Annotated in this window: 18 protein-coding genes; 8 read left to right on the top strand and 10 right to left on the bottom strand. The window is 66.0% G+C overall.

What is annotated here, in order from left to right:
- Positions 1-4: 4 nt before the first annotated feature.
- Positions 5-1,453, top strand: a complete 1,449-nt coding sequence (locus WHZ77_RS11070) for an aldehyde dehydrogenase family protein (protein WP_375313703.1) — start codon at positions 5-7, stop codon at positions 1,451-1,453.
- A gap of 124 nt (positions 1,454-1,577) precedes the next feature.
- The gene (garD, locus tag WHZ77_RS11065) at positions 1,578-3,119 is read left to right on the top strand and encodes a galactarate dehydratase (RefSeq protein ID WP_375313702.1); all 1,542 of its coding nucleotides are present in this window, start codon (positions 1,578-1,580) and stop codon (positions 3,117-3,119) included.
- A gap of 3 nt (positions 3,120-3,122) precedes the next feature.
- On the opposite strand, the gene WHZ77_RS11060 is transcribed toward garD, so the two are convergent.
- Positions 3,123-3,479, bottom strand: coding sequence for a hypothetical protein (locus WHZ77_RS11060; RefSeq protein WP_375313701.1), 357 nt, complete (start codon positions 3,477-3,479; stop codon positions 3,123-3,125).
- 354 nt (positions 3,480-3,833) lie between these two features.
- Here WHZ77_RS11060 and WHZ77_RS11055 point away from each other — a divergent pair, with 354 nt between their 5' ends.
- Complete coding sequence (locus tag WHZ77_RS11055; protein WP_375313700.1) at positions 3,834-4,976, top strand: hypothetical protein; 1,143 nt, start codon at positions 3,834-3,836, stop codon at positions 4,974-4,976.
- Between the two features lie 21 nt (positions 4,977-4,997).
- Here the strand turns inward: WHZ77_RS11055 and WHZ77_RS11050 are convergent, their stop codons facing one another.
- Together WHZ77_RS11050 and WHZ77_RS11045 are read right to left on the bottom strand one after the other, a co-directional pair.
- The gene (locus WHZ77_RS11050; RefSeq protein ID WP_375313699.1) at positions 4,998-5,609 is read right to left on the bottom strand and encodes a DUF2147 domain-containing protein; all 612 of its coding nucleotides are present in this window, start codon (positions 5,607-5,609) and stop codon (positions 4,998-5,000) included.
- A gap of 107 nt (positions 5,610-5,716) precedes the next feature.
- Positions 5,717-6,745 (bottom strand): NAD(P)/FAD-dependent oxidoreductase, encoded by a 1,029-nt coding sequence (locus WHZ77_RS11045; protein ID WP_375313698.1) that lies wholly within the window; start codon positions 6,743-6,745, stop codon positions 5,717-5,719.
- A gap of 172 nt (positions 6,746-6,917) precedes the next feature.
- On the opposite strand from WHZ77_RS11045, the gene WHZ77_RS11040 reads away from it, so the two are divergent.
- Positions 6,918-7,385: a thioesterase family protein gene (locus WHZ77_RS11040; RefSeq protein WP_143840817.1), complete on the top strand. Its 468-nt coding sequence runs from the start codon at positions 6,918-6,920 to the stop codon at positions 7,383-7,385.
- Between the two features lie 12 nt (positions 7,386-7,397).
- On the opposite strand, the gene WHZ77_RS11035 is transcribed toward WHZ77_RS11040, so the two are convergent.
- A complete protein-coding gene (locus WHZ77_RS11035; protein ID WP_027560383.1) occupies positions 7,398-7,718 on the bottom strand; it encodes a 2Fe-2S iron-sulfur cluster-binding protein in 321 nt (106 codons plus the stop codon).
- A gap of 169 nt (positions 7,719-7,887) precedes the next feature.
- Positions 7,888-8,262, bottom strand: a complete 375-nt coding sequence (locus WHZ77_RS11030) for an Hpt domain-containing protein (protein WP_375313697.1) — start codon at positions 8,260-8,262, stop codon at positions 7,888-7,890.
- 394 nt (positions 8,263-8,656) lie between these two features.
- Between WHZ77_RS11030 and WHZ77_RS11025 the strand changes: the two genes are divergently transcribed.
- Positions 8,657-14,371 carry a negative regulator of septation ring formation gene (locus tag WHZ77_RS11025; RefSeq protein WP_375313696.1) on the top strand — a complete coding sequence of 1,905 codons (5,715 nt, stop codon included), beginning with the start codon at positions 8,657-8,659 and terminating at the stop codon, positions 14,369-14,371.
- Between the two features lie 226 nt (positions 14,372-14,597).
- Here the strand turns inward: WHZ77_RS11025 and WHZ77_RS11020 are convergent, their stop codons facing one another.
- The 3 genes from WHZ77_RS11020 to WHZ77_RS11010 are packed head-to-tail and all read right to left on the bottom strand — an operon-like array spanning position 14,598 to position 17,397.
- Positions 14,598-15,479: an MlaD family protein gene (locus WHZ77_RS11020; RefSeq protein ID WP_015684906.1), complete on the bottom strand. Its 882-nt coding sequence runs from the start codon at positions 15,477-15,479 to the stop codon at positions 14,598-14,600.
- A 17-nt stretch (positions 15,480-15,496) separates the two neighbouring features.
- The gene (locus WHZ77_RS11015) at positions 15,497-16,261 is read right to left on the bottom strand and encodes an ABC transporter ATP-binding protein (protein ID WP_375313695.1); all 765 of its coding nucleotides are present in this window, start codon (positions 16,259-16,261) and stop codon (positions 15,497-15,499) included.
- 2 nt (positions 16,262-16,263) lie between these two features.
- Positions 16,264-17,397: an MlaE family ABC transporter permease gene (locus WHZ77_RS11010; RefSeq protein WP_375313694.1), complete on the bottom strand. Its 1,134-nt coding sequence runs from the start codon at positions 17,395-17,397 to the stop codon at positions 16,264-16,266.
- Between the two features lie 134 nt (positions 17,398-17,531).
- Between WHZ77_RS11010 and dgcA the strand changes: the two genes are divergently transcribed.
- Positions 17,532-18,527: an N-acetyl-D-Glu racemase DgcA gene (dgcA, locus tag WHZ77_RS11005; RefSeq protein WP_375313693.1), complete on the top strand. Its 996-nt coding sequence runs from the start codon at positions 17,532-17,534 to the stop codon at positions 18,525-18,527.
- On the opposite strand, the gene WHZ77_RS11000 is transcribed toward dgcA, so the two are convergent.
- Positions 18,497-19,693 (bottom strand): MFS transporter, encoded by a 1,197-nt coding sequence (locus WHZ77_RS11000; RefSeq protein WP_375313692.1) that lies wholly within the window; start codon positions 19,691-19,693, stop codon positions 18,497-18,499. The genes dgcA and WHZ77_RS11000 overlap by 31 nt on opposite strands.
- A 75-nt stretch (positions 19,694-19,768) precedes the next feature.
- On the opposite strand from WHZ77_RS11000, the gene WHZ77_RS10995 reads away from it, so the two are divergent.
- Together WHZ77_RS10995 and WHZ77_RS10990 are read left to right on the top strand one after the other, a co-directional pair.
- Positions 19,769-21,151 (top strand): hypothetical protein, encoded by a 1,383-nt coding sequence (locus WHZ77_RS10995; RefSeq protein WP_375313691.1) that lies wholly within the window; start codon positions 19,769-19,771, stop codon positions 21,149-21,151.
- A 9-nt stretch (positions 21,152-21,160) separates the two neighbouring features.
- The gene (locus tag WHZ77_RS10990) at positions 21,161-21,511 is read left to right on the top strand and encodes an ADP-ribosylation/crystallin J1 (protein ID WP_375313690.1); all 351 of its coding nucleotides are present in this window, start codon (positions 21,161-21,163) and stop codon (positions 21,509-21,511) included.
- A 10-nt stretch (positions 21,512-21,521) separates the two neighbouring features.
- Here WHZ77_RS10990 and WHZ77_RS10985 read toward each other — a convergent pair whose 3' ends face one another.
- The gene (locus WHZ77_RS10985; protein ID WP_375313689.1) at positions 21,522-21,881 is read right to left on the bottom strand and encodes a hypothetical protein; all 360 of its coding nucleotides are present in this window, start codon (positions 21,879-21,881) and stop codon (positions 21,522-21,524) included.
- Between the last annotated feature and the right edge of the window lie 5 nt (positions 21,882-21,886).

The following is a 21,886-nucleotide window of genomic DNA, read 5'->3' as shown; positions in this document are numbered from 1 at the left end:
AGCTATGACTGCGATCCTGAAAAACTTCATCGGCGGCGAATGGGTCGACGGCTCCGGCGTCACCAGGAACATCAACCCCTCCAACACCAACGATCTGGTCGGCGAATACGCCAAGGCCGACAAGGCGCAGACCGAGAAAGCGATCGCGGCCGCCAAGGCCGCCTTTCCTGCCTGGGCGCAATCGACGCCCCAGCAGCGCTATGACGCGCTGAACAAGATCTCTCTCGAAATTCTCGCCCGCAAGGACGAACTCGGCCGCCTGCTGGCGCGCGAGGAAGGCAAGACGCTGCCGGAAGGCGTCGGCGAGGTCGCGCGTGCCGGCCAGATCTTCGCGTTCTTTGCCGGCGAGGCCCTGCGGCTGATCGGCGAAAAGGGCGCCTCCGTGCGTCCCGGTCTCGACGTCGAGCTCACGCGCGAGCCGGTCGGCGTCATCGGCATGATCACGCCCTGGAATTTCCCGATCGCGATCCCGGCCTGGAAGATCGCGCCGGCGCTCTGCTACGGCAATACGGTGGTTTTCAAGCCGGCTGAGCTGGTGCCAGGCTCCGCGCATGCGCTGTCCGAGATCATCACCCGCTCCGGCATTCCCGCCGGTGTGTTCAATCTCGTGATCGGCTCCGGCTCCGTCGTCGGCCAGACCCTGCTCGAACATCCGGACGTCGCCGCGATCTCCTTCACCGGCTCGGTGCAGACCGGACGCAAGATCGCGCAGGCTTGCGTGCTGTCGAACCCGATGAAGAAGTTCCAGCTCGAAATGGGCGGCAAGAATCCGCTGGTCGTGCTCGACGACGCCGACCTGAAGACCGCCGTCGAGGTCGCCGTCAACGGTTCCTATTTCTCCACGGGACAGCGCTGCACCGCCTCCTCGCGCCTGATCGTGACCGAAGGCATCCACGACCGCTTCGTCGCGGCGATGGCCGAACGGTTGAAGGGCCTCTCGGTCGACGATGCGCTCAAGGCCGGCGTGCATATCGGCCCCGTCGTCGACCAGAGCCAGCTCGACCAGGACCTGCGCTACATCAAGATCGGCCAGGACGAGGGCGCCAAGCTCACCTTCGGCGGCGAGTTGCTCAAGCGCGAGACGCCCGGCCACTACCTGCAGCCGGCGCTGTTCACAGAAGCCAACAACAACATGCGCATCGCGCGCGAGGAAATCTTCGGCCCCGTCGCCGCGGTCATCCGCGCCAGGAATTACGACGAGGCGCTGGCGATCTCCAACGACACCGAGTTCGGCCTCGCTTCCGGCATCTGCACGTCTAGCCTGAAATATGCCTCGCACTACAAGCGCAACAGCGAGTCCGGCATGGTGATGGTCAATGTGCCGACCGCCGGCGTCGACTATCACGTCCCGTTCGGCGGCCGGAAGGGCTCGAGCTACGGCGCCCGCGAGCAGGGCTCCTATGCGCGCGAATTCTACACCACGGTGAAGACCGCCTATACCTATCCGGGCTAACCACAGGGTGGATATCGTAGGGTGGGCAAAGCGAAGCGTGCCCACCGCTTACGTTCGGTGTGAAGCATGGTGGGCACGGCGCGTTGCGCCTTTGCCCACCCTACGATCTTCTGAGGCAAAGCAAATGGACCAGGACGTCGCCGCGAAAGAGCAGCCCCGCTACATCAAGCTCAACGAGCGCGACAATGTCGCGATCGTGGTCAATGATTTCGGGCTTCCCGTCGGCTCGCGCTTCGCCAGCGGCCTGACACTGCGCGCCTTCGTGCCGCAAGGTCACAAGACTGCGCTGGTCGACATCGCGGAAGGCGCGCCGATCGTCCGCTATGGCGAGGTCATCGGCCACGCGCTGTCGCCGATCCTGGCCGGCGAATGGGTGGATGAGGCGCGCATCCGCATGCCGGAGGCCCCTGCCCTCGACAAGCTCGAAATCTCCACGGCCGTCCCCGCGCCGCTGCCGCCGCTCGAAGGTTTCACCTTCGAGGGCTTTCGCAACACCGACGGTTCGGTCGGCACCAAGAACATCCTCGGCATCTCCTCCTCCGTGCAATGCGTCAAGGGCACGATGGAATATGCGGTCAAGCGCATCCGCGCCGAGCTGCTGCCGAAGTACCCGAACGTCGACGACGTCGTGCCGCTGACGCACGCCTATGGCTGCGGCGTCGCCATCAATGCTCCCGATGCAGTGGTGCCGATCCGCACGCTGCAGAACATCGCGCTCAACCCGAATTTCGGCGGCGAGATTCTGGTCATCAGCCTGGGATGCGAAAAGCTCGCGCCGGAGCGGCTGGTGCCGGAAGGCGTCAGTGACGCCATCGTGCGCATGCAGGACGAGGCTTTTGACGGCTTCGGCGCCATCGTCGACGCGATCATGACACAGGCGGAAGCTCGCCTGAAAATCCTCGACAAGCGCACCCGCGAGACCTGTCCGGCCGCCGATCTCGTCATCGGCCTGCAATGCGGCGGCAGCGACGCGTTCTCCGGGGTCACCGCCAACCCCGCCGTCGGCTTTGCCGCCGACCTGCTGGTGCGCGCCGGCGCCACCGTGATGTTCTCCGAAGTCACCGAAGTGCGCGACGCCATTCAATTGCTCACCCGCCGAGCCATCAACGAGGACGTCGGCCGCGCGCTGGTCCGCGAGATGGCCTGGTACGATTCTTATCTGGCCCGCGGCGGCGCCGATCGCAGCGCCAACACCACGCCCGGCAACAAGAAGGGCGGCCTCGCCAACATCGTCGAGAAATCGTTGGGCTCGATCGTCAAGTCCGGCTCGAGCGCCATCACCGGCGTGCTCTCGCCCGGCGAGAAGGCGACGCAAAAGGGCATGCTGTTCGCGGCGACGCCCGCGTCAGACTTCATCTGCGGCACGCTCCAGCTCGCCTCCGGCATGACGCTGCAGGTGTTCACCACCGGCCGCGGCACGCCCTACGGCCTTGCGGCCGCGCCTGTCATCAAGGTGGCGACCCGCACCGAGCTTGCCCGCCGCTGGAAGGACCTGATCGACTTCGACGCGGGCGGCATCGCCACCGGCGAGAAGACCATCGAGGAAACCGGCTGGGACCTGTTCCGCCTGATCCTCGACGTCGCCAGCGGTCGGACCAAGCCGTGGTCGGACCGCTGGGGCATCCACAACGATCTGACGTTGTTCAATCCGGCGCCGGTGACGTGACGCTCACGTCATGCTGCCCGGCATGAAGCAGCGGACGCGCGGATGCCCGTCGATATAGTGCTTCCACACCATGGTGCGGCCGATCTTGTTCGGCTCGGTGATCACGGCTCCGTCGGGCACGACGACCCATTCGTCGTCGAGATGCACGCGGTAGCGGCCCTTGTCGGACTCCCAGTCGACATCGGCGACCACGTAGCCGTCGGCATCCGAGCAACATTGCCCGAATTCGCTGTGCAGGCTCTCGAACCAGGGCTTCAAGGGCGAGTTGGCATAACGTCCGTCGTCGCGCGCAAGTGCCGATGTCGCCAGCAGCGTCATCAGCCCCAGCAGCGTCGCCGCACACACTCTTCCAGGTCTCATGTCGTCTTTCCGCGGATCGAGATTGTCATCGCGGGGGCGCACATAGCCGCTCGCGCTCCGCGCGGTCGGACATGCGCGGCGCCGGCGACTCGTTCCCCCAGCTGCTTTGCGACAGCTATGCAAATCGGGCGCCAACGCGCATTCCGGGGAACTACTGGCGCCAAGCCTCTCCCTCGCCGGGGCACGCAGGCCGCATGTGTGACGGGCCGGCGATTTGCCGGGATGTTTCGGAGGCTTTCCTTGTTGCGTCAGGACGTGTACGAAGCTGCCGCGGGCGCGGATCGCATCGTTTAACCGACTGTTTCGAATAAAGGAATTGGGTGTTGGCGTGACTGGCATCGGACCGTCGGCACTATGAGTGGTTCGAAAGACCTGCTTCCCAGCCAGCAGGACCCGACCGATTTGCCCGCAAACCAGGTGCAGTTTGCGCTGGTGATCTCGCGCATGCTCGAGACGGTGAAAGACGACGCGGAAGCCAGGCGGCAGATGGTCTACGATCTTGCCCGCTACAAGCTCCAGGAGCAGTTCACCTACGCCGACGCAAAGAACATCGACCAGATGAAGCGGGCCCTCGAGGTCGCGATCGAGGAGGTCGAGAAGTTCTCGCGTGACGAGGCGCCGCTGGAGCGCCTGCCGTCGCAGCAACTCACATCGTCAAAGGAGACAGGCGGTCTTCTGGTATCCGGCGAGGCGACCGTTTTGCGGTCCGGGATCGGGATGTCCGGCAGCAAGCTGCCCGCGAATGCGGGCCCGCTTCTGCCGGTGATCAAGCGAACAGCGGCTATCCTGCTTGCGGTTGGCGCAGTCATCCTGATCGTCTCGCAGCGAGACAATATCGCCGCGCTGCGCCGGCTGATCTCGTCCCAGCCCCCGGAGATCGCACTGGTCGCACCCAAACCGGAGACGACGGTCACGGTCGCCAAGCCGGAAATGATGCCCGCCGTCCCGCCGCCTCCAGCGCGCGTGCTGCCAACCGACTACGGCATCTACGCCCTGATCGACGACAAGTCGCTGGCGGAGTTGAATGCGACCGGCGTGATGGCGCCCGACATGCGGATCGCGATTTCACCGGAGTTCAAGAAGCCCGACCGGCCGCATCTGCCGAACGGCCGCGTCAAATTCATCGTGTTTCGCCGGGACGCTGCAAGCGTGATTCCCGAGCGCGTCGAGGTTCGGGTCGTCGCCAGGATCGCGCGGGAGTTTTCGACCGATGCCGCGGGCAAGGCGCTGGGCGGCGGAGACGACATCGGGGTCATCCGCAACTTCGCCTATCCGTTCCGGGTATCGCCGATTCCGGGGAAACCCGAAATGTACGAGCTTCACACTGGCGATTCAGGGCTCGAGCTTGCACCGGGACATTATGTCCTGAGCCTGGGATCGCAGGCCTATTATTTCCAGGTCGACGGCGAAATCACCGATCCCCGACAGTGCCTGGAGAAGGTCGTCGCCGGCAACGGCACGTTCTATGTGCCTTGCAAGAAGGCGCGGACTTACTGACTTTCCCAAAACGGAAGCAGCCTACTGCTTCGGCGCCGGCGCCATCATCGCGCCGCCCTTCTTGGTCGCGGGTGCGGGCGCGGTCGCAGGCTTCGTCGTCGCGGCGGTCGCCTGCGCGGGAAGATATTTCGCGACGATGGCGGGATCGACCTGGGCGATGTTGGCGTCAGGCAGGCGCGTCCAGGTCTCGTCCTTGCCGAACAGGGAAATGCCGAGGAAGCCGCGCATGGTCAGCGTCTGGCCATCGGGGCTCACCGTCATCTTGGCCTTCCAGATGTTGCCGTCGCGCGGATTGACCACGTTGCCGCCGTCATACTTCAAGCCGTCACGCTTCATGTCGCGGATGAAGGAGAGGCCGAGCACCGGCGCGTTCTTGCGATCGTCGGTGCATTTGGCGCAGATCTCGTTCGGATCATCGCCCGGGCGCGGGAAGGTCTTTGCGATCACGCCTTCGAAGATGCCGTTGTGGTCGATGAAGAGAAACCAGCCCACCGTCTTGCCGTCTTCGACCTTCTGCCACAGCCCCGCAGCCGTCGGCTGCTGTGCCTGCGCGGCAGCAGGCCACACCGCACCGAGCGACGGCGCGAGCGCGAGGAGCGAGAGCAGCCGAAAGCTGAAAAAGAGATTCCGCATTATGATCACCTTGCTGAGCCGCCACTGCAATGGCCGCAGACTACGGCGATTTCGCGAACGGTTCCAGCACCAGAAACATGGGGCATCGCATGTCGTTCCCGGTGCCGTCAGTTGACACCGAGCTTTTTTTGCAAGCTGGAGGACGAGGTCGTGTATTGGAACACGAGCCGCTTCTCCGGATAGACGTAGCGATGGGCTTTTTGCGACATCAGCGCGCCCTCGTGGAAGCCGCACAGTATCAGCTTGATCTTGCCCGGATAGGTGTTGATGTCGCCGATGGCGAAGATGCCCGGCACGTTGGTCTCGAACGCGGACGTCTCGACCGGCACGAGATTGTTCTCCAGCGCAATGCCCCAGTTCGCGACCGGACCAAGCTTCATGGTCAGCCCGAAGAACGGCAGCATGGTATCGCAGGAAATCTCGGTCACGCTGTTGTCGTTGCCCTTGACGGTGGCGCCGGTCAGCTTGCCCTCGGCGCCTGAGAGCGCGGTGACCTGGCCGAGCCGCAGGTCCATCTTGCCGCCCGCGACCAGCGCGCGCATCTGTTCGACGCTGTGGGGCGCGGCACGAAAATCGTCGCGACGATGCAGCAGCGTGATGCGCTTGGCGATCGGATGCAGATTGAGCGTCCAGTCGAGCGCGGAATCGCCGCCACCGACGACCAGCACGTTCTTGTCGCGGAAATTTTCCATCTTGCGAACGGCGTAGTGCACCGAGGTGCCTTCATAGGCCTCGATCCCCGGCACCGGCGGACGCTTCGGCTGGAACGAGCCGCCGCCAGCCGCGATCACCAGCACCTTGCATTCGAACACCTTGCCGGCGTCGGTGGTGCAGCGGAATCCGGGATCGCCGATCTTCTCCACCGTCTCGATCATCTCGCCGAGGTGGAAGGTCGGATGGAACGGCTTGATCTGTTCCATCAGCGCATCGGTGAGGCCCTGGCCCGAAACCTGGGGAATGCCGGGAATGTCGTAGATCGGCTTTTCCGGATACAGCTCGGCGCACTGGCCGCCGACCTTGTCGAGGATGTCGACGAAATGTGCCTTCATGTCGAGAAGGCCAAGCTCGAAGGCGGCGAACAGACCGCAGGGGCCGGCGCCAATAATCAGCACATCGGTTTTGATCACATCGCTCATGTCGTCTCTTTATCGGTTGGACGGCGCCCGGCGGGCAGAGGTGACCCTGCCTGTCTAGCCAACGGGGATGGATCAGGGAAGGCATAAAAGCGGTAGCGCCCCGCAGCCGCACCCACTTGCCGGGTCAGGATAACTGGGCTGTAACGGGATGCGATATGACGGAGATCAATCGGTGAACGCACCAAGCCGCCTCGATACGACGCCGCGCCTCGAGGACTTCCCTTTTCGCCTCGGTGACAATGTCCGCTTCGGCGACCTCGATCCGAACCAGCACGTCAACAACGCGGTCTACGCCACCTATTTCGAGACCGGCCGTGTCACGCTGATGAAGCTTCCCGAATACGGGCTGACCCCGCCTGGCCTTGCCTGGATCATGGTGCGGCTCGACATGCATTTCCGCGCCGAGCTGCATTGGCCCAACACGATCGAGCTTGGCCTCGGTGTGGTGAAGCTGGGACGGACGTCGGTGACCTTCGAACAAGTCGTGTTCTCGAACGGGAAGTGCATCGCGTCAGCGACGTCGGTCGGCGTCCTGCTCGACGAGGCCACGCGCCGGCCCGCGGCGCTGACTGCGGAAGTGCTCGAGAAGCTCAGACCCTGGCACAAGCGCGGCATCGAGGTCGCGCCGCCGGGCACGTAACGAGCAAGAAGCTCAGGCCTGGCGTTCCGGCGTCGCGACGACGAGCCCGTCGAGCTCGTCGGAGACCTTGATCTGGCAGGACAGGCGCGAGTTCGGACGCACGTCGAAACCGAAGTCGAGCATGTCCTCTTCCATCGGCGTCGGGCTGCCGACCTTCTCGCGCCAGGCTTCGTCGACATAGACATGGCAGGTGGCGCAGGCACAGGCGCCGCCGCATTCGGCCTCGATGCCGGGGATGCTGTTGCGGATGGCGGCTTCCATCACGGTTGCGCCGTTCTCGACTTCCACCGTACGGGTTTCGCCCTTGTGGTCGACAAAGTGAATTTTGGCCATGTGTGCTCGTGCTGCCGCGATCTGGGAGAAAAGGAGGGTCCGGGCTGTCCTATAACGGGTCGATCAGGGCGGCGCCATAGCGTTTTCGAGCGAAGTGAATACCGTTTTGCGTGAAGAAAACGCGTCAAAACAAAAGACTAAAGCCACCCGCATGTGTGGGGTTGCCCGCCTAGTGCTTCAGGATCGCCTCGATGGCAGCGCGAACCTCGGCCACCGCCTCTTTCAGCGCGGCGAATGCATCGGGCCGGTTGTGGCCGGTCCGGATCGCCGTCTCCAGGCTCGCGGCGGCATCCGCCACCGTAAAGGCGCCGATTCCGCGCGCGGATCCCTTGAGCTTGTGCGCGAGTGCGCCGGCCTCGGCCGGCAATGCCGCCATGGCCGCGATCAGGCGGACCGCCTGCTCGGCGAACATCGCGAGCACTTCCTGCTCCAGCTCGGCATCGCCGAGCGTCATGCGGGAGAGGTGGTCGAGGTCGAGCGGGCTGTCGATGGGTGCAAGCGGGGGCGAAGGCATCCAGTCCATCCGTTGCAGTTCAGGCGTCATGGCGCAGGCCCCGGCATCACGCGATGATCCGCCGGTCCGGCGGTCAGGTTCCCTCCACCCAAGCACGAAAATGGTTAACGAACTGTTTGGGCCGCTTTGCCTAATTCCGCCGGCTTATTGACGAAAAGTTGCCGCAATCCCACGAGTCCGGTGGAGAATTTCATTTATTGCTAAGGTGTTACCGCGCGATCCTGTTAACGATGATTAAGATTGTCTTAATCGCGGGCATTTCATTCGCGACGCTCTGCCAATAGGATGTTGCGGAAATTGGCGGACAAGCCGTCCGGGTGGGGACGGCTCGGAAATCCGCAAAAGCGGCATGATCCGGTCTGTGGGCTTGCGTAGCGCGGGGCTCGCGGGGGACGCGTACAAGTAACGAGGGCTCGGACTGAACATGGCAAACACTCCGAAAAAGGCCAAGGACCCCACAGAAGTTGCGCTTTCTGCGATCCAGGAAGCCCTGAACATCAGCGACACGGCGGCCGATACCAGCCGCAGCGCATCGATCCGCAACGAAACGGCGCCGTCCATGGCGCCCCCGTCTCCCCCGATGTTCGACGAGCCGACCTTCGAACCGCGCCCCGCCGCCAACGAGCGTGCCGTGTTCGATCCGATCGAAGAACCGCGTTCGTCGCGCCGCGCCGCCAACGACGATCGCGCGACCATCGGCCAGCTCCTGCAGACGCTGCAGACGGGACGCCCGTCCCGCAACATTTACACGGGCGCGACGATCTTCACCGTCATCTGGCTCGCGGCGTGCGCCGCGCTGACAGTCGGCTTCCTGCCCTCGATCCAGGCTGCGATGGGCCAGAGCGGTGGCGTCCTGGCCATTGCCGGCCTCGTCACGATGTTCTTCGCGCCGATCATGCTGTTCTTCTTCCTGGCGAGCCTGGTCTGGCGCGGCCAGCAAATGAGTGCCGTCGCGCAGGCGATGGCGCAGGTCGCGATCCGCTTCTCCGAGCCGGAAGGCTCGGCCTCCGATTCCATGGTCACCGTCGGTCAGGCCATCCGCCGCGAGGTCGCGGCGATGGGTGACGGCATCGAGCGCGCCATTGCGCGCGCCGGCGAGCTCGAGACGCTGGTCGCCAACGAGGTCGCGGCGCTGGAGCGCGCCTATTCCGACAACGAAGTCCGCATCCGCGCCCTGCTCCAGGACATCGCGCACCAGCGCGACAACCTGGTCGGCCAGGCCGAGCAGGTCCGCAGTGCCATCTCCGGCGTGCAGATCGATCTGCGCCACGACATCGCGCTGATCTCGGATGCGATCGCCTCGCGCGTCGACGAGGTCGCCAAGTCCATCACCGGCGCGCTGGAAGAGCGCGGCGCCCACATCACCGGCGCTTTGAGCAACGCCGGCGACAACATGATCCTGGCGCTCGGCGAGCGCGGCGGCGACCTGCTCGACCGCCTCGAGGAAGCCAGCAACGAGACCACGCGCGCCGTGCTCGACGCCAGCGAGCGGCTGACCACCAGCCTCAACTTCAAGACCGGCCACGTCCACGACGAGTTCGTCGACCTCGCCGACCGCGTCCACGAGATGCTGAACGAGCGCATCGACCGCATTACCGGCGAGTTCGAGCAGCGCTCCGCCGCAATCGTCGACGGCATCTCCGAGCGCACCGAGCAGGTGCACGACAGCCTGAAGAACTCGTCGGACTCGCTGCTGCTCGAGCTCGAGCTGCGCTCCAACGACCTCTCCGCCAAGATCGACGACGCCGGCAACCGCCTCGCCGGCCACATCATGACCTCCGGCGACAAGGCGAGCGAGGCGCTCGACGCCACCGTCAACACCCTCGTCGCCAAGGTCGTCAGCCAGACCGAGACCGCGCACGACTCGCTGTCGCTGCAGATGAGCGCGTTCGACGAGCTTGTGAGGAACCAGGGCACCGAGCTGGTCGAGAAGTTCGCCCGCGACAGCGGCACCCTGGGCGCCCTGATCACGCGCCACATCTCCGAGTTCGACCGCACCGTGAAGACGTTCGGCGGCGAGATCGTCGATCGGATGGGCCAGCGCACGCAGGACATCCATGAGTCGCTGAAGAGCTATGTCGACAATTTCGACACCCGCTTCACCGCGAACGGCGGCGCGATCACCGCCGTGCTCGACCAGCGCCTGGTGCAGTTCGAGACCACGATCGGCGAACGCGTCACCAACCTCGACTCCTCGCTGAACGGCAAGATCGCCAGCCTCGACGGTACGATCGAAGGCCACATCAAGACCTTCGACGAGCAGCTCGGCGGCCGCGTCACTGCGCTCGAGGAATCGTTCGACACCCGCGCCCGGTCCGTCACCGAGACCATCGACGGGCGTCTCAACACGCTCGCGACGTCGCTGACCGACGGCGCCACGCAGGCGATCCAGTCGATCGACTCGCGCCTCACCCACCTCACGACGACGCTCACGGGTGGCGCTTCGCAGGCGCTTGAGTCCATCGACTCCCGTCTCACCAACCTGACGACGACATTGACCGATGGCGCCTCGCAGACGATCCAGACGATCGATACGCGGCTGACCCATCTCACGACTACGCTCACCGGCAGTGCGTCACAGGCGCTCGAGTCCATCGACTCTCGCCTGACCTATCTGACGACCGCGGTGACGAATGGCGCCTCTCAGGCGGTGCAGTCGATCGACACGCGCCTCACGCTGCTGACCTCGACGCTCACGGACGGCACCGCGCAGGCGATCGAGGCGGTCGATCGCCGCATCACCGGCGTCACCGAGATCATCGACGGCCGCAGCATGCACCTGACCGACACGGTCACGGCGCGTTTCCAGGACATCCACCAGGCCATCGAGACCAAGGTCGGCTCGGTCGCCAACGACATCGACGTGCGCGTGGCGCAGTTCGAGGACCTGCTCGGCTCGCGCGTCGAGGCCGTCGCCGGCCGCATCGAAAGCAGCGGCCGCCAGGCCAGCGAGGACATGATGTCCCGCGCCGAGATGATCTCGACCGCGATCCGCTCGCATGTCGAGGACGCCGAGCGCTCGCTCACCAACCTCGTCGTCAATACCAGCGAGACGATCCAGACCGGTGCGCGCACGGCCCAGCAGTCGCTGATGACGGTCTCCTCCGACGTCAACGCCCAGCTCAAGATGACCTCCTCCGAGGTCGAGCGCGCGCTGACCGCGGTCGGCACCGGTGCCGCGAACTCGATCCTGACCAGCGCCCGCGAAGCGCAGTCGACGCTGGTCGCAGTCTCGGGCGATGCCTCGAACCAGATCAAGTCTTTGTCGGCCGACGTCGAACGCACGTTGTCAGCGGCTGGTTCTGCGACCGCAGCCTCGATCCTGGCAGGCGCCCGCGAGGTGCAGACCACGCTCATCACCGCCTCCTCGGACGCGGCCAACCACGTCAAGACACTCACCGCCGACGTGCAGCGCTCGCTGTCGCTGGCCGGCACCACCACGGCGGAATCGATCACCGCCGGCGCCCGCGATGCGCAGAGCGCGCTGATCGCGGCCTCGAGCGAGACCGCCAACCAGATCAAGGCGCTGTCCTCCGACGTGCAGCGTTCGCTCTCGATGGCGGGCACCGCGACGGCCGAGACCATCACGACCGGCGCCCGCGAAGCGCAGAACACGCTGGTCACGGCGTCCTCGGATGCGGCGAGCCAGGTCAAGTCGCTCGCGGCCGAAGTGCATCGTTCGCTCTCGCAGGTCGGCCAGTCGACCGCCGAGACGATCACCACCAGCGCCCGCGACGCGCAGAGCACCCTTCTTGCCGTCTCGGCCGAACAGACCGGCCAGGTCCGTTCGCTGGCGGCCGAGATGCAGCGCGCGCTGGCGACGGCCGGCGGCGCCACCATCGAGGCCCTCACCAGCGGCGTGCGCGAGGCCCAGGGCACCCTGATCTCCGCCTCGACGGACGCTGCGAGCCAGATCAAGTCGCTGACGACGGATATCGAGCGGACGCTGACCGCGGTCGGCGCCGACACCGCTTCGACGATCCTCAACAGCGCGCGTGAGGCGCAGACCTCGCTGACTTCGACGTCGGCGGATGCCGCGAGCCAGATCCGCACGATCTCGACCGAGATCGAGCGCGCGCTCAGCACGGCGACGACGAATGCGACCAACGACATCCAGACCAGCGCGCTGAACGCCCAGAATGCGCTGATCAACGCCTCCAACGAGGCGAGCTCGCGCGTCAAGTCGAGCTCGGCCGACGTCGAGCGCTCGGTGCTCGCCGCCAGCAGCAGCTTCGGCCAGGCCATGACCGGCAAGACCGACGAGATCGTCACCTATGTGCAGCAGCAGGCCGACCGTCTGTCGAACATGATCGACGCCAAGCGCGGCTCGCTCGTGGACGCGATCGGCTCGAAGACCAGCCAGCTCACGCTCGACATCGACCGCGTCACCTCCGACGCGCTGAAGTCGATCGAGACCCGCGGCCACGCGTTCTCGCAGACCATGATGGGCAACGGCTCGGAAGTCGCCCGCACCATCAACACGGCGAGCGAGATGGCCACCGGCGCGGTCAGCAAGTCGCTCAAGGACCTCGAGCAGGCATCGCGCTCGGCGATCGACCAGTCGCGCCAGGTCTCGATCGCGGCGGTCACCGAGATGCAGGAGACCAGCAAGATCCTGCGCACCGACACCGTCGCCCTGTTCGAGCGTCTGCGCGAAGGCAACATCCTCCTCCAGGAGGTGCTGACCGGTGCGCATGACAACCTCAACTCGCTCGAGCGGGCGCTGGTGACGCGTGTCGCCGACTTCGTCTCGGCGATGAACGACGTCACCTCCCGCAACGGGGCCGCGACGCAGAACCTGGAAGACCAGCTCAACGTCTTCAACACGAAGACCACGCGGGCGCTCCAGGACCTCGGCGAGCTCTCGACCCAGTTCGACGCGCACGGCAAGGCGCTCGTCGAAGCCGCCCAGGTCGTGGAGCAGAGCAACAAGAACACCACCGCCTCGCTCGCCGAACGCAAGGCGGCGCTGGAATCGCTCGTCACCACGATCGATCTGCGCACGACCGACCTCGACCAGCGGCTGTCGCGCTTCACCGGCCTGCTCGATGAATCGCTGGCGGCCGCCGAAGAGCGCGCTCGCGACATCGCCCGCGTCGTCGCTGAGACCGCCGGCGCAGGTTCGGCCGCGATCACCCGCCAGTTCGAGGCGGTGCGCGCGGCGTCCGAGGAAGAGCACCGCCAGACCATCGAGTCCATGCACGACATCTACCGCCAGACCACCGACGAGGCGGATGCGATGTTCAAGCAGTCGGCCGAGAAGTTCGGCAACCTCGTCTCCAGCATGAAGTTGATGGCGCACGAGATGCACAATGAGCTCGAAGCCACCCGCAACGAGCTGCGCCGCGGCGTGCTCGAGATGCCGCAGGAGGCCGCCGAGAGCACCGCGCAGATGCGCAAGGTGATCGTCGACCAGATCGAGGCCCTCGCCGAGCTCAACCGCATCGTGGCCCAGCATGGCCGCGGCCTCGACGTCTCCACGGCGGGCCGTGCGTCCGTCGCCGTCCAGCGCCAGGAAGAGCCGATGATGGCAACTGCGGGCGGTCGTGGTGCCGAGACGCGCGTGCGCGACACCGGCAGCGCCTCGACGCTGCCGCCGCCGGACCTCGGCATGCCGGCCTCATCGCGCCGCACCGAAGCTCCGCCGGTCGCGCCCGCCGGCAACGACCAGGGCCGCGACGGCTGGCTGTCGGACCTGTTGAACCGCACCGACGCCAACCAGGGTGCGCCCACGGGGCGTGAAGCTCCGCGCGGCCGCCAGGCTGCACCGGCGCCGCAACCGCAGGCGCCGCAAGGTGGTGGCAATCCGCTGGAATCGCTGTCGCTCGACATCGGCCGGCTGATGGACCGCAACCTCGCGGCCGAGATGTGGGACCGCTACCAGCGCGGCGAGAACAAGGCCTTCACCAAGCGCCTGTACACGCCGGCCGGCCAGAAGGCCTTCGACGAGGTCGCCCGCAAGTACCGCGCCGACCGCAACTTCAAGGGCACGGTCGACCGCTACGTCGCCGAGTTCGAGCGCCTGCTCGACGAAGTCGCCCGCGACGGCCGCGGCCCGCAGGAGCTGCGCAACCACCTGACCTCGGAAACGGGTCTGGTCTACACGCTGCTCGCGCATGCGGCGGGCCGGCTGGGGTAAGGCGCGGATAGCGATAGCAAATAAGGAAACGGAGGCCACACGGCCTCCGTTTTGCTTTCGGGCGTCGCCGCTCGGGCGGCTCGCTGCGCACTGAGAATTGCGGCGCCTTTCCAAAACACCGCAATGACGGGTGGAGAAAGTGGACGCCCCACGCTCGTGCCCTGCGCAGCGTTGCACGCTGCAGCGCGTCCGGGACACGAGACCTGGCGTGACGATCAGCGCCCGCCTACTGCCGCCTGCGCTCTGGCGCCGCCGGCCTCGGCGGCTCGGGCGGTGGCGGCGGAGCGGCGGCTGGCGCGCTGTTGCTGGCGCCGAACAGGACGCGGGTCGGGTTGCGGTCGAAATTGTTCACGGCACGGCTGATGTCACCGAGGGTGCGGCGGCCGTCGGTCATCAAGGCACCGGAGCGCTTGTCGAAATCATCGGCGAGCTCGCGGATCGACTTCACCGCCTGGAACAGCTCGCCGCCGTCCTTGCCGCCGGCCAGCGTGTTCAGGCCGAGCATGAGGCTGTCGGCCTTGAGCACAACGCCGTCGACCTTGGCCATCACGCCGTCGATCTTCTCGGAGTTGCGGGCAAGAGAGTTGGTGAAGGTCTCGAGGTTCTTCAGCGAGTTCTTCACCGATTCCTGGTTGTCGGCGACGATCTTGTTGATGTTCTGCAGCGTGCCGCGGATCGCCTCGGTGACGTCCTGGAGCTTGTTGGGATCAGCCGTCAGCGTCGGGATGCCGTCCTCGTCGAGCGGCGGCGGGGGAGCCGCCTCCTCGCCGCCCTTGAGCGAGATTGCGGCGACGCCCGTGAGGCCCTGGAATTCGAGGCCGACCAAGGTGTCCTTGCGGATCGGGGCGTTGTTCTCGACCATGGCGAGTGCGACAACCCGCCGCGGGTTGTCCAACTTCACCGAGACCACCTCACCCACCCGGATACCGTTGAAGTTGACGCTGCCGCCGTTCCGCAGGCCCGCTGCCGGGCCTTCGAACACGACCCGCAAGGGGCTGCGCTGCTTGGTGGTGTGCAGCGACTGGAACCACAGCACGAAGCCGATCGCCGCGGCGATCACCGCCAGCGTGAACGATCCAATCAGTACGTAATTCGCCCGCGTTTCCATCAGCTACTCCGGCACCCTCAGCCCATCACCGCGCGAGCGCGCTTGCCATGGAAATATTGCCTCAGCCAGGGATGCTGCGAGGCCTGCATGTCGGCCATCGACCCTGCCGCAATGATCTTACCGTTCCCTAAAACGGCGATGCGGTCACATGCTGTGTAAAGGCTGTCGAGATCGTGCGTTACCATGAAAACCGTCAGCCCCAAAGTGCGCTGGAGCGTTCGGACCAGCTCGTCGAAATCGCCGGCGCCGATCGGATCGAGCCCCGAGGTCGGCTCGTCGAGGAACACGAGGTCCGGATCGAGCGACAACGCGCGAGCGAGTGCGACGCGCTTGATCATGCCGCCGGACAGTTCCGACGGAAAACGGTCGGCGACCTCGGGCTTGAGGCCGACCATGGTCAGCTTGGCCATGGTGATCTCGTCCATCAGCCGCTGCGAGACGCGTAAGTATTCGCGCATCGGAAACTGGATGTTCTGCCGCACGGTCAGCGAAGAGAACAGCGCGCCTTGCTGGAACAGCACGCCCCAGCGACGCTCGACGTTGCGGCGCTGCGACGTATTGGAGGAATCGAGGTCGACGCCGAACACCTCGATGCTGCCGGCAATCTTCGGCACGAGGCCGATGATGGTGCGCGTCAGCACCGACTTGCCCGCACCGGAAGGGCCGACGAAGCCGAGGATCTCGCCGCGCTTGACGTCGAGGTTGAGGCCGTCGAGCACGCGCGTCGCGCCGAACTGCACGGTGATGTCGCGGACGCGGATGATGGGGTTCTCGGGAGGCATCGCTACATCCCGATCGCGGCGAAGAAGATGGCGAACACGCCGTCCATGACGATGACGAAGAAGATGCCTTTCACGACGGACGACGTCGTGTGCTGCCCGAGCGATTCCGCGCTGCCCTGCACGGCCAGCCCCTCGACGCAGGCAACGATGCCGATCACGGCGGCCATGACCGGCGCCTTGACGATGCCGACGATGAAATGATCGATCGAGATGGCGTCGCGGAGCCGCAGCAGGAACGCCTCGGGCTGAACGCCTCCGTAGAGCCAGGCGACGAGACCGCCGCCATAGAGCGCGGCCATCGCGCCGAGGAATGCCAGGATCGGCAGCGCCAGCACCAGGGCCAGCATGCGCGGCAGCACCAGCACCTCGATCGGGTCGAAACCCATGGTGCGCAGCGCGTCGATCTCCTCGCGCATCTTCATCGAGCCGAGCTCGGCCGTGTAGGCGCTGCCCGAGCGGCCCGCGACCATGATGGCCACCAGCAGCACGCCAATCTCGCGCAGCACCAGCACGCCGAGCATGTCGACGACGAAGAGATCGGCGCCGAAGCGGCGGAAATGGAAGATGCCTTGTTGCGCGATGATGCAACCGATCAGGAAAGTGATCAGCACCACGATCGGCACGGCCCGCCAGCAGACCTGCTCGAGGTGATGCACCGTCGAGGTCAGGCGGAACGAACGAGGGTGGATCAGGGTGCGCGCGCCGGCGGCCAGCACCGCGCCGAGCATGTCGATCAGGCCCGCCACGGTCCCGCCGACGCCGGCCACGGCGCGGCCGATCTGCTCGAGCATGCCGGTGATGGTGATGTTGCTGCGGTCGATGACGGGCGTCGCCCGGACCCGGCGCACCTCGTCGACCAGGCTGGAATAATTGGCGGAGAGACCCGCGATCTGCGCCTCGACAGCGCCCTGGGTCAGGCTGCGGCGCAGCCGCTCGATCAGCCAGGCGCCGAACGTGTCGAGCTTGCCGACCTCGGAGACGTCGATGAAGATATTCTGCGAACCGCCGGCAAGCTTCTCCGCGTCGGCCACCATCCGCTCCAGGACCGGCGCGAAACTCGCGGTCCAGGTTCCGGTGGCGCAGAGGGCCAGCGCATTGCCTTTCGCAATCCGTTCCAGCTTCGGATCGCCAGTCAAGATGTCCGCTCCCGTGCCGGCGCGGAGGAAATCAGATGGTTGCACACACGCCCTTACCCAGAGAAGCTATCCCCAACTGGTTAATGTTAGTTGCTACAGGTAACTAGCAGGTTCAGATTTCGCCAGAGTTCAAAATGACTTCCAGCAAAGTTCCGGCCCTTCGGGCGCGAATCGAGCGCTTTCCCATCGCCGGCAGTTTCACCATCAGCCGGGGCGCCAAGACCGAAGCCGTCACGGTCGTGGCCGAAGTCAGCCGGAACGGCCTCGTCGGCCGCGGCGAATGCGTGCCCTATCCCCGCTATGGCGAGACGCCGGAGGCCACCCTCGCGGCCATCGAGGCCATGCAGGCGGCTGTGGCCGGCGGTATCACCCGGCAGGCCCTGCAAGCCGCCATGCCGCCAGGCGCGGCCCGCAACGCGCTGGACTGCGCCCTGATCGACCTCGAGGCCAAGGCGGCCGGCCTGCGGGCCTGGAACCTGCTCGACCGCCCGATCCCGGGCGAGCGCACCACCGCCTATACGATCTCGCTGGGCACGCCCGAGGCCATGGCGGCAGCGACCGCCAGGGCGGCGCACCGGCCGCTGCTCAAGATCAAGCTCGGCGGCGAAGGCGATCCGGAGCGGATCGCGGCGGTCCGCAAGGCCGCCCCCGAATCCGAGCTGATCGTGGATGCCAACGAGGCCTGGACCGAGGCCAATCTGGAGCACAATCTCGCCGCCTGCGACGCTGTCGGCGTCACCCTGGTGGAGCAGCCGCTGCCGGCTGGCAAGGACGACGCGCTGGCGCGGATCAGGCGGCCGCTGGTGGTCTGCGCCGACGAGAGCGTGCACGACCGCCACTCGCTTGCACCCTTGCGCGAACGCTACGACGCCGTGAACATCAAGCTCGACAAGACCGGCGGCCTCACCGAAGCGCTGGCGATGGCCGATGCGGCGCAGGCGCTCGGTTTCGAGATCATGATCGGCTGCATGGTCGCGACATCGTTGTCGATGGCCCCCGCCATGCTGGTGACGCCGCAGGCGCGCTTCGTCGATCTCGACGGCCCGCTCCTGCTGGCGCGCGACCGCGATCACGCCCTGCGCTATGACGACAGCCTGGTCTATCCGCCCGATGCTTCGCTGTGGGGATGAGCGTTCAGCCTGTGCCGCGCCGACCAGATCACAAGCGCGCCGGCCGCGGCCATCGCAGCCATGACGTAATAGAGGCCATCGCCGATGCGGGCGTAGATTGCACCTGACGCGATCGACGTCGTTGCGCCCAGCAGCCCGTTGCACGCGGCGTAATAGCCCTGCCCCCGCGCGATCTGATGCGACGGCACGCGCTGTACCAGCAGACTCATGGTGCCGACAATGGTCATGCCGAAGGTGAGGCCATGGCCGAGCTGGACGACCGCGAGCAGCGCGAGCGGCGGCGCGTTCGCGGTGACGATCCAGCGCAGCACGGCGCTTGACCCGCCGATCGCGATCAGCGTGGACGGATGCAGCGAAAAGCGCGGCGACAGTGCGAACACGACGATCTCGGCGATCACGCCCAGCGTCCACAGCCCCGCGATGGTCAGCCCGCCGAGACCCTGGAGCTGCCAGTTGATGGCCGAGAACGTGTAATAGGCGACGTGGCTGCCCTGGATCAGCGCGGCCGAGGCGATCACCGCCCAGAACCCGCCATCGCGCAGCAGCGTCTTGCCGGCCGGCATCTCCGTCGTCCTGCGCCTGGTATCGTCGAGCGGCTGAAGCAGCAGGCTGGCCGCGACCGCGACGACGGCCCATGCCACGATGACCCAGATCAGATCGCGCGCCGCGATGTGGTCGACGAGATAGCCGCAGGCGAGCGAGCCGGCGGCGAACGCCGCCGAGCCCCACAGCCGCAAGGGTCCGTAGTCGAGCCCGTAGCGGGCGACACCGCGCAACGCATAGGCATCGGTCAGCGGCATCGCGGGCGTCCACATCATGCAGGTCAGCGCATAGATCAGGAACAGCGCCAATGGCTGCTGCTGCAACCCGACGGCCGTAAACCCGATCGCCGTCGCCAGCACCGACAGCATCATGGCGCTGCGAATCGCTTGTCGCTTCTCGGCAAAGGCGGTGACCTGCGGCAGCGTGGTGAAGCGCGTGATCGCGGGCAGCGCGTTGATGAGGCCGATCCAGGAGGCGTCGATGCCGATCGCCTTCAGCCAGACCGGGAAGAACGGCAGATGCGTGCCCGACACCGCGAACACAGCCGAGTAGAACAGGGCGAGGCTCACGGCGAATCGCCGCTTCACGGAAGCAGCGATGGGGATTTGTGATTCGGGCGGCATCAAACCAATTGCGATTCGGTCGATATCGTGGTGATCGTTACAGTAACGCGCAGTGATTTGCGCGACGAGATTGACATGGCCAACGAAGCATTCGCCCTCTCGCCTATGTCTGCCCGCGCGGCCGAGCCGAACGAGCAGGATTACGACGCGATCCGCGAAGCCTTCCTGGAGACGGCGCGGGGCCGCTGGTTCCTCGGCGAATACGCCAAGCGCAACCGCAATGCGGACACCCGCATGGTGCTCGATGCGGTCGCGAAAATCGAAGAAACCCTTGCGGCACAGCGACAACCGGTCGTCGAGGACCGCCTGCCTGAGGCACTGGTCGAGATCCGCCGCGCGGTCCACGAGGCCGAGACGAGCGCGATCGCGGCGCTGGATCCCGCGGCGATCGAGGCCAGCCTCGCCGCGATCCCGCGCGGCGTGCGCATCATCAAGGAGATCTCCTGGCGCTGGCGCGAGATCGGCGCTGACGGGCGGATCTGCGATCTCATCGATTCGCAGCTCGCCTCGATCGAGGCCGCCTGCGCGCAGATTTCGACGATCGACCCCCGCGTCGAGCTCAAGGCCGCATTCGATCTGCTCAGGGATCGGGTCGGGCAGCTTGATGCGGACGGTGACACAGCGCCGCAAGCAGCCGCAGCACGTCCCGCCCCGGTGCAAGAAGCGCCTATGACTCCGGCTGCGCCTGTCGAGGCTGCGCCTGCCCCGATGACGAGCGAAGCGGCCATGGTTTCTACGGAGACGCCCCAGCATATCGACGAGGCTCCGGAGCCGGAAGCAGCGGGCGCCACTCAATCGTTCGCGATGGCCGAACAGGCCTTGGAGGACGCCCCCTTGGACGCCGCCGTGGCGCCGGCGATCGTCGCCGAAAGCGAGCCTGCATTCGACAACGCCGCGCTCGAGGAGCCCGCCGCCTTCGCGCAAGCAACCGACGCGTTCGCACTCGATGCCGCTGCGGAGGCCGAGGACGAGGCCGTGCTCGAGGCCATCGCGCTGGAGATGGCCGCACCCGATTCGGAGTTCGACGAGATCATCGAACCAGTCGAGATCGAGATCATCGAACCAGTCGAGATGGCGGTGGCCGCTCCTGAGCCAATGGTTGCGGAGGTCGCTGCGCCGATCGCGCCGGAGCCCGTCGCCGCACCGATCGTGGAGCAGCCCGTAGAGGAAGCGCCGATCGCGATGGAATCGCTGGCGCGCCTCACCAACGCCATCGCGGAGGCCGCGGCCGAAGTGATGGAGCAGCCGGCCATGCCGATGGCAGCCTCGGCAACATTCGGAGCATCGCTTGGCGCGACGCTGCCGATGCCCTCGCCCTTGTCCGCTTCCTTGCCCGAGCCCTCGCTCGGCGCCAGCATCCTCGCCAGCGGCATGTTGCAGAAGCCCCGCGCCGCCAACGATCCGCTCGCCCCGATCCGTCGCATGACCCAAGCCGAGAAGATCGCGTTCTTCTCGTAAGGGGCAACTATGTTCCCCGAAGAAACCCTCACCCTCTGGCGTCCCGTCGGCCCGAAAGAGCTGGAGCTGATCCAGCAAACGGGCATGCGCGCGTTTCCGCCGCGCCTGCCGGACCAGCCGATCTTCTATCCGGTGCTGACCGAAGACTACGCCATCAAGATCGCCCGCGACTGGAATGTCCCCGCAAGCGGATCTGGCTTCGTGACGCGCTTTGCGGTCAAGCGAGACTTCATCGCGAAGTACGACGTGCAGGAGGCCGGCGGTCGCTCGCATCTGGAGTACTGGATTCCGGCGGAAGACCTCGATGCCTTCAACGCCGCGATCGTCGGCTTGATTGAGGTCGTCCGCAGTTTCCCTTAGCCGCGCCGGATCACCCGCAGTTCCACACCGCGCCGATCGGCGTCCTCGTCCAGCACGGACCAAAACTGCCGCCATTGTAGCGGCCGCCGCCGAAGCCGGGCCGGCCGAAATAGCGCCATTCACCATCCCAGCCGTAATATTGGGGAACCGGATCGATGTACCAATGGCGCCGGTCGCTGCGCGACATGCGGCGCATGGCTTCCTTCTGCTTGTAGAGCGGAATGCTGTTGCTCAGCGGCTGGCGATAGCCCGGCAGGAAGCCGTAGCCATGCCAGGCCTGCTTGGGGCGTTTCTGGATTGACGCAGCCGGCGCGACGGCCGGCAGCAGCGACAGGACGATGGCAACGAATAGACACATAAGGCGCGACATGGATC

This window comes from Bradyrhizobium sp. A5 (assembly GCF_042076515.1).
Taxonomy (GTDB): Bacteria; Pseudomonadota; Alphaproteobacteria; order Rhizobiales; family Xanthobacteraceae; genus Bradyrhizobium; species Bradyrhizobium cosmicum.
Note: the sequence above shows the minus strand (reverse complement) of the source record. Positions and strands in the feature narration are given on the sequence as shown.

Excerpts from the sequence above, each read along its gene's own strand:
- WHZ77_RS11070 (WP_375313703.1), top strand. The coding sequence starts at position 5 with ATGACTGCGATCCTGAAAAACTTCATCGGCGGCGAATGGGTCGACGGC.
- garD (WP_375313702.1), top strand. The coding sequence starts at position 1,578 with ATGGACCAGGACGTCGCCGCGAAAGAGCAGCCCCGCTACATCAAGCTC.
- WHZ77_RS11060 (WP_375313701.1), bottom strand. The coding sequence starts at position 3,479 with ATGAGACCTGGAAGAGTGTGTGCGGCGACGCTGCTGGGGCTGATGACG.
- WHZ77_RS11055 (WP_375313700.1), top strand. The coding sequence starts at position 3,834 with ATGAGTGGTTCGAAAGACCTGCTTCCCAGCCAGCAGGACCCGACCGAT.
- WHZ77_RS11050 (WP_375313699.1), bottom strand. The coding sequence starts at position 5,609 with ATGCGGAATCTCTTTTTCAGCTTTCGGCTGCTCTCGCTCCTCGCGCTC.
- WHZ77_RS11045 (WP_375313698.1), bottom strand. The coding sequence starts at position 6,745 with ATGAGCGATGTGATCAAAACCGATGTGCTGATTATTGGCGCCGGCCCC.
- WHZ77_RS11035 (WP_027560383.1), bottom strand. The coding sequence starts at position 7,718 with ATGGCCAAAATTCACTTTGTCGACCACAAGGGCGAAACCCGTACGGTG.
- WHZ77_RS11030 (WP_375313697.1), bottom strand. The coding sequence starts at position 8,262 with ATGACGCCTGAACTGCAACGGATGGACTGGATGCCTTCGCCCCCGCTT.
- WHZ77_RS11025 (WP_375313696.1), top strand. The coding sequence starts at position 8,657 with ATGGCAAACACTCCGAAAAAGGCCAAGGACCCCACAGAAGTTGCGCTT.
- WHZ77_RS11020 (WP_015684906.1), bottom strand. The coding sequence starts at position 15,479 with ATGGAAACGCGGGCGAATTACGTACTGATTGGATCGTTCACGCTGGCG.
- WHZ77_RS11015 (WP_375313695.1), bottom strand. The coding sequence starts at position 16,261 with ATGCCTCCCGAGAACCCCATCATCCGCGTCCGCGACATCACCGTGCAG.
- dgcA (WP_375313693.1), top strand. The coding sequence starts at position 17,532 with ATGACTTCCAGCAAAGTTCCGGCCCTTCGGGCGCGAATCGAGCGCTTT.
- WHZ77_RS11000 (WP_375313692.1), bottom strand. The coding sequence starts at position 19,693 with ATGCCGCCCGAATCACAAATCCCCATCGCTGCTTCCGTGAAGCGGCGA.
- WHZ77_RS10995 (WP_375313691.1), top strand. The coding sequence starts at position 19,769 with ATGGCCAACGAAGCATTCGCCCTCTCGCCTATGTCTGCCCGCGCGGCC.
- WHZ77_RS10990 (WP_375313690.1), top strand. The coding sequence starts at position 21,161 with ATGTTCCCCGAAGAAACCCTCACCCTCTGGCGTCCCGTCGGCCCGAAA.
- WHZ77_RS10985 (WP_375313689.1), bottom strand. The coding sequence starts at position 21,881 with ATGTCGCGCCTTATGTGTCTATTCGTTGCCATCGTCCTGTCGCTGCTG.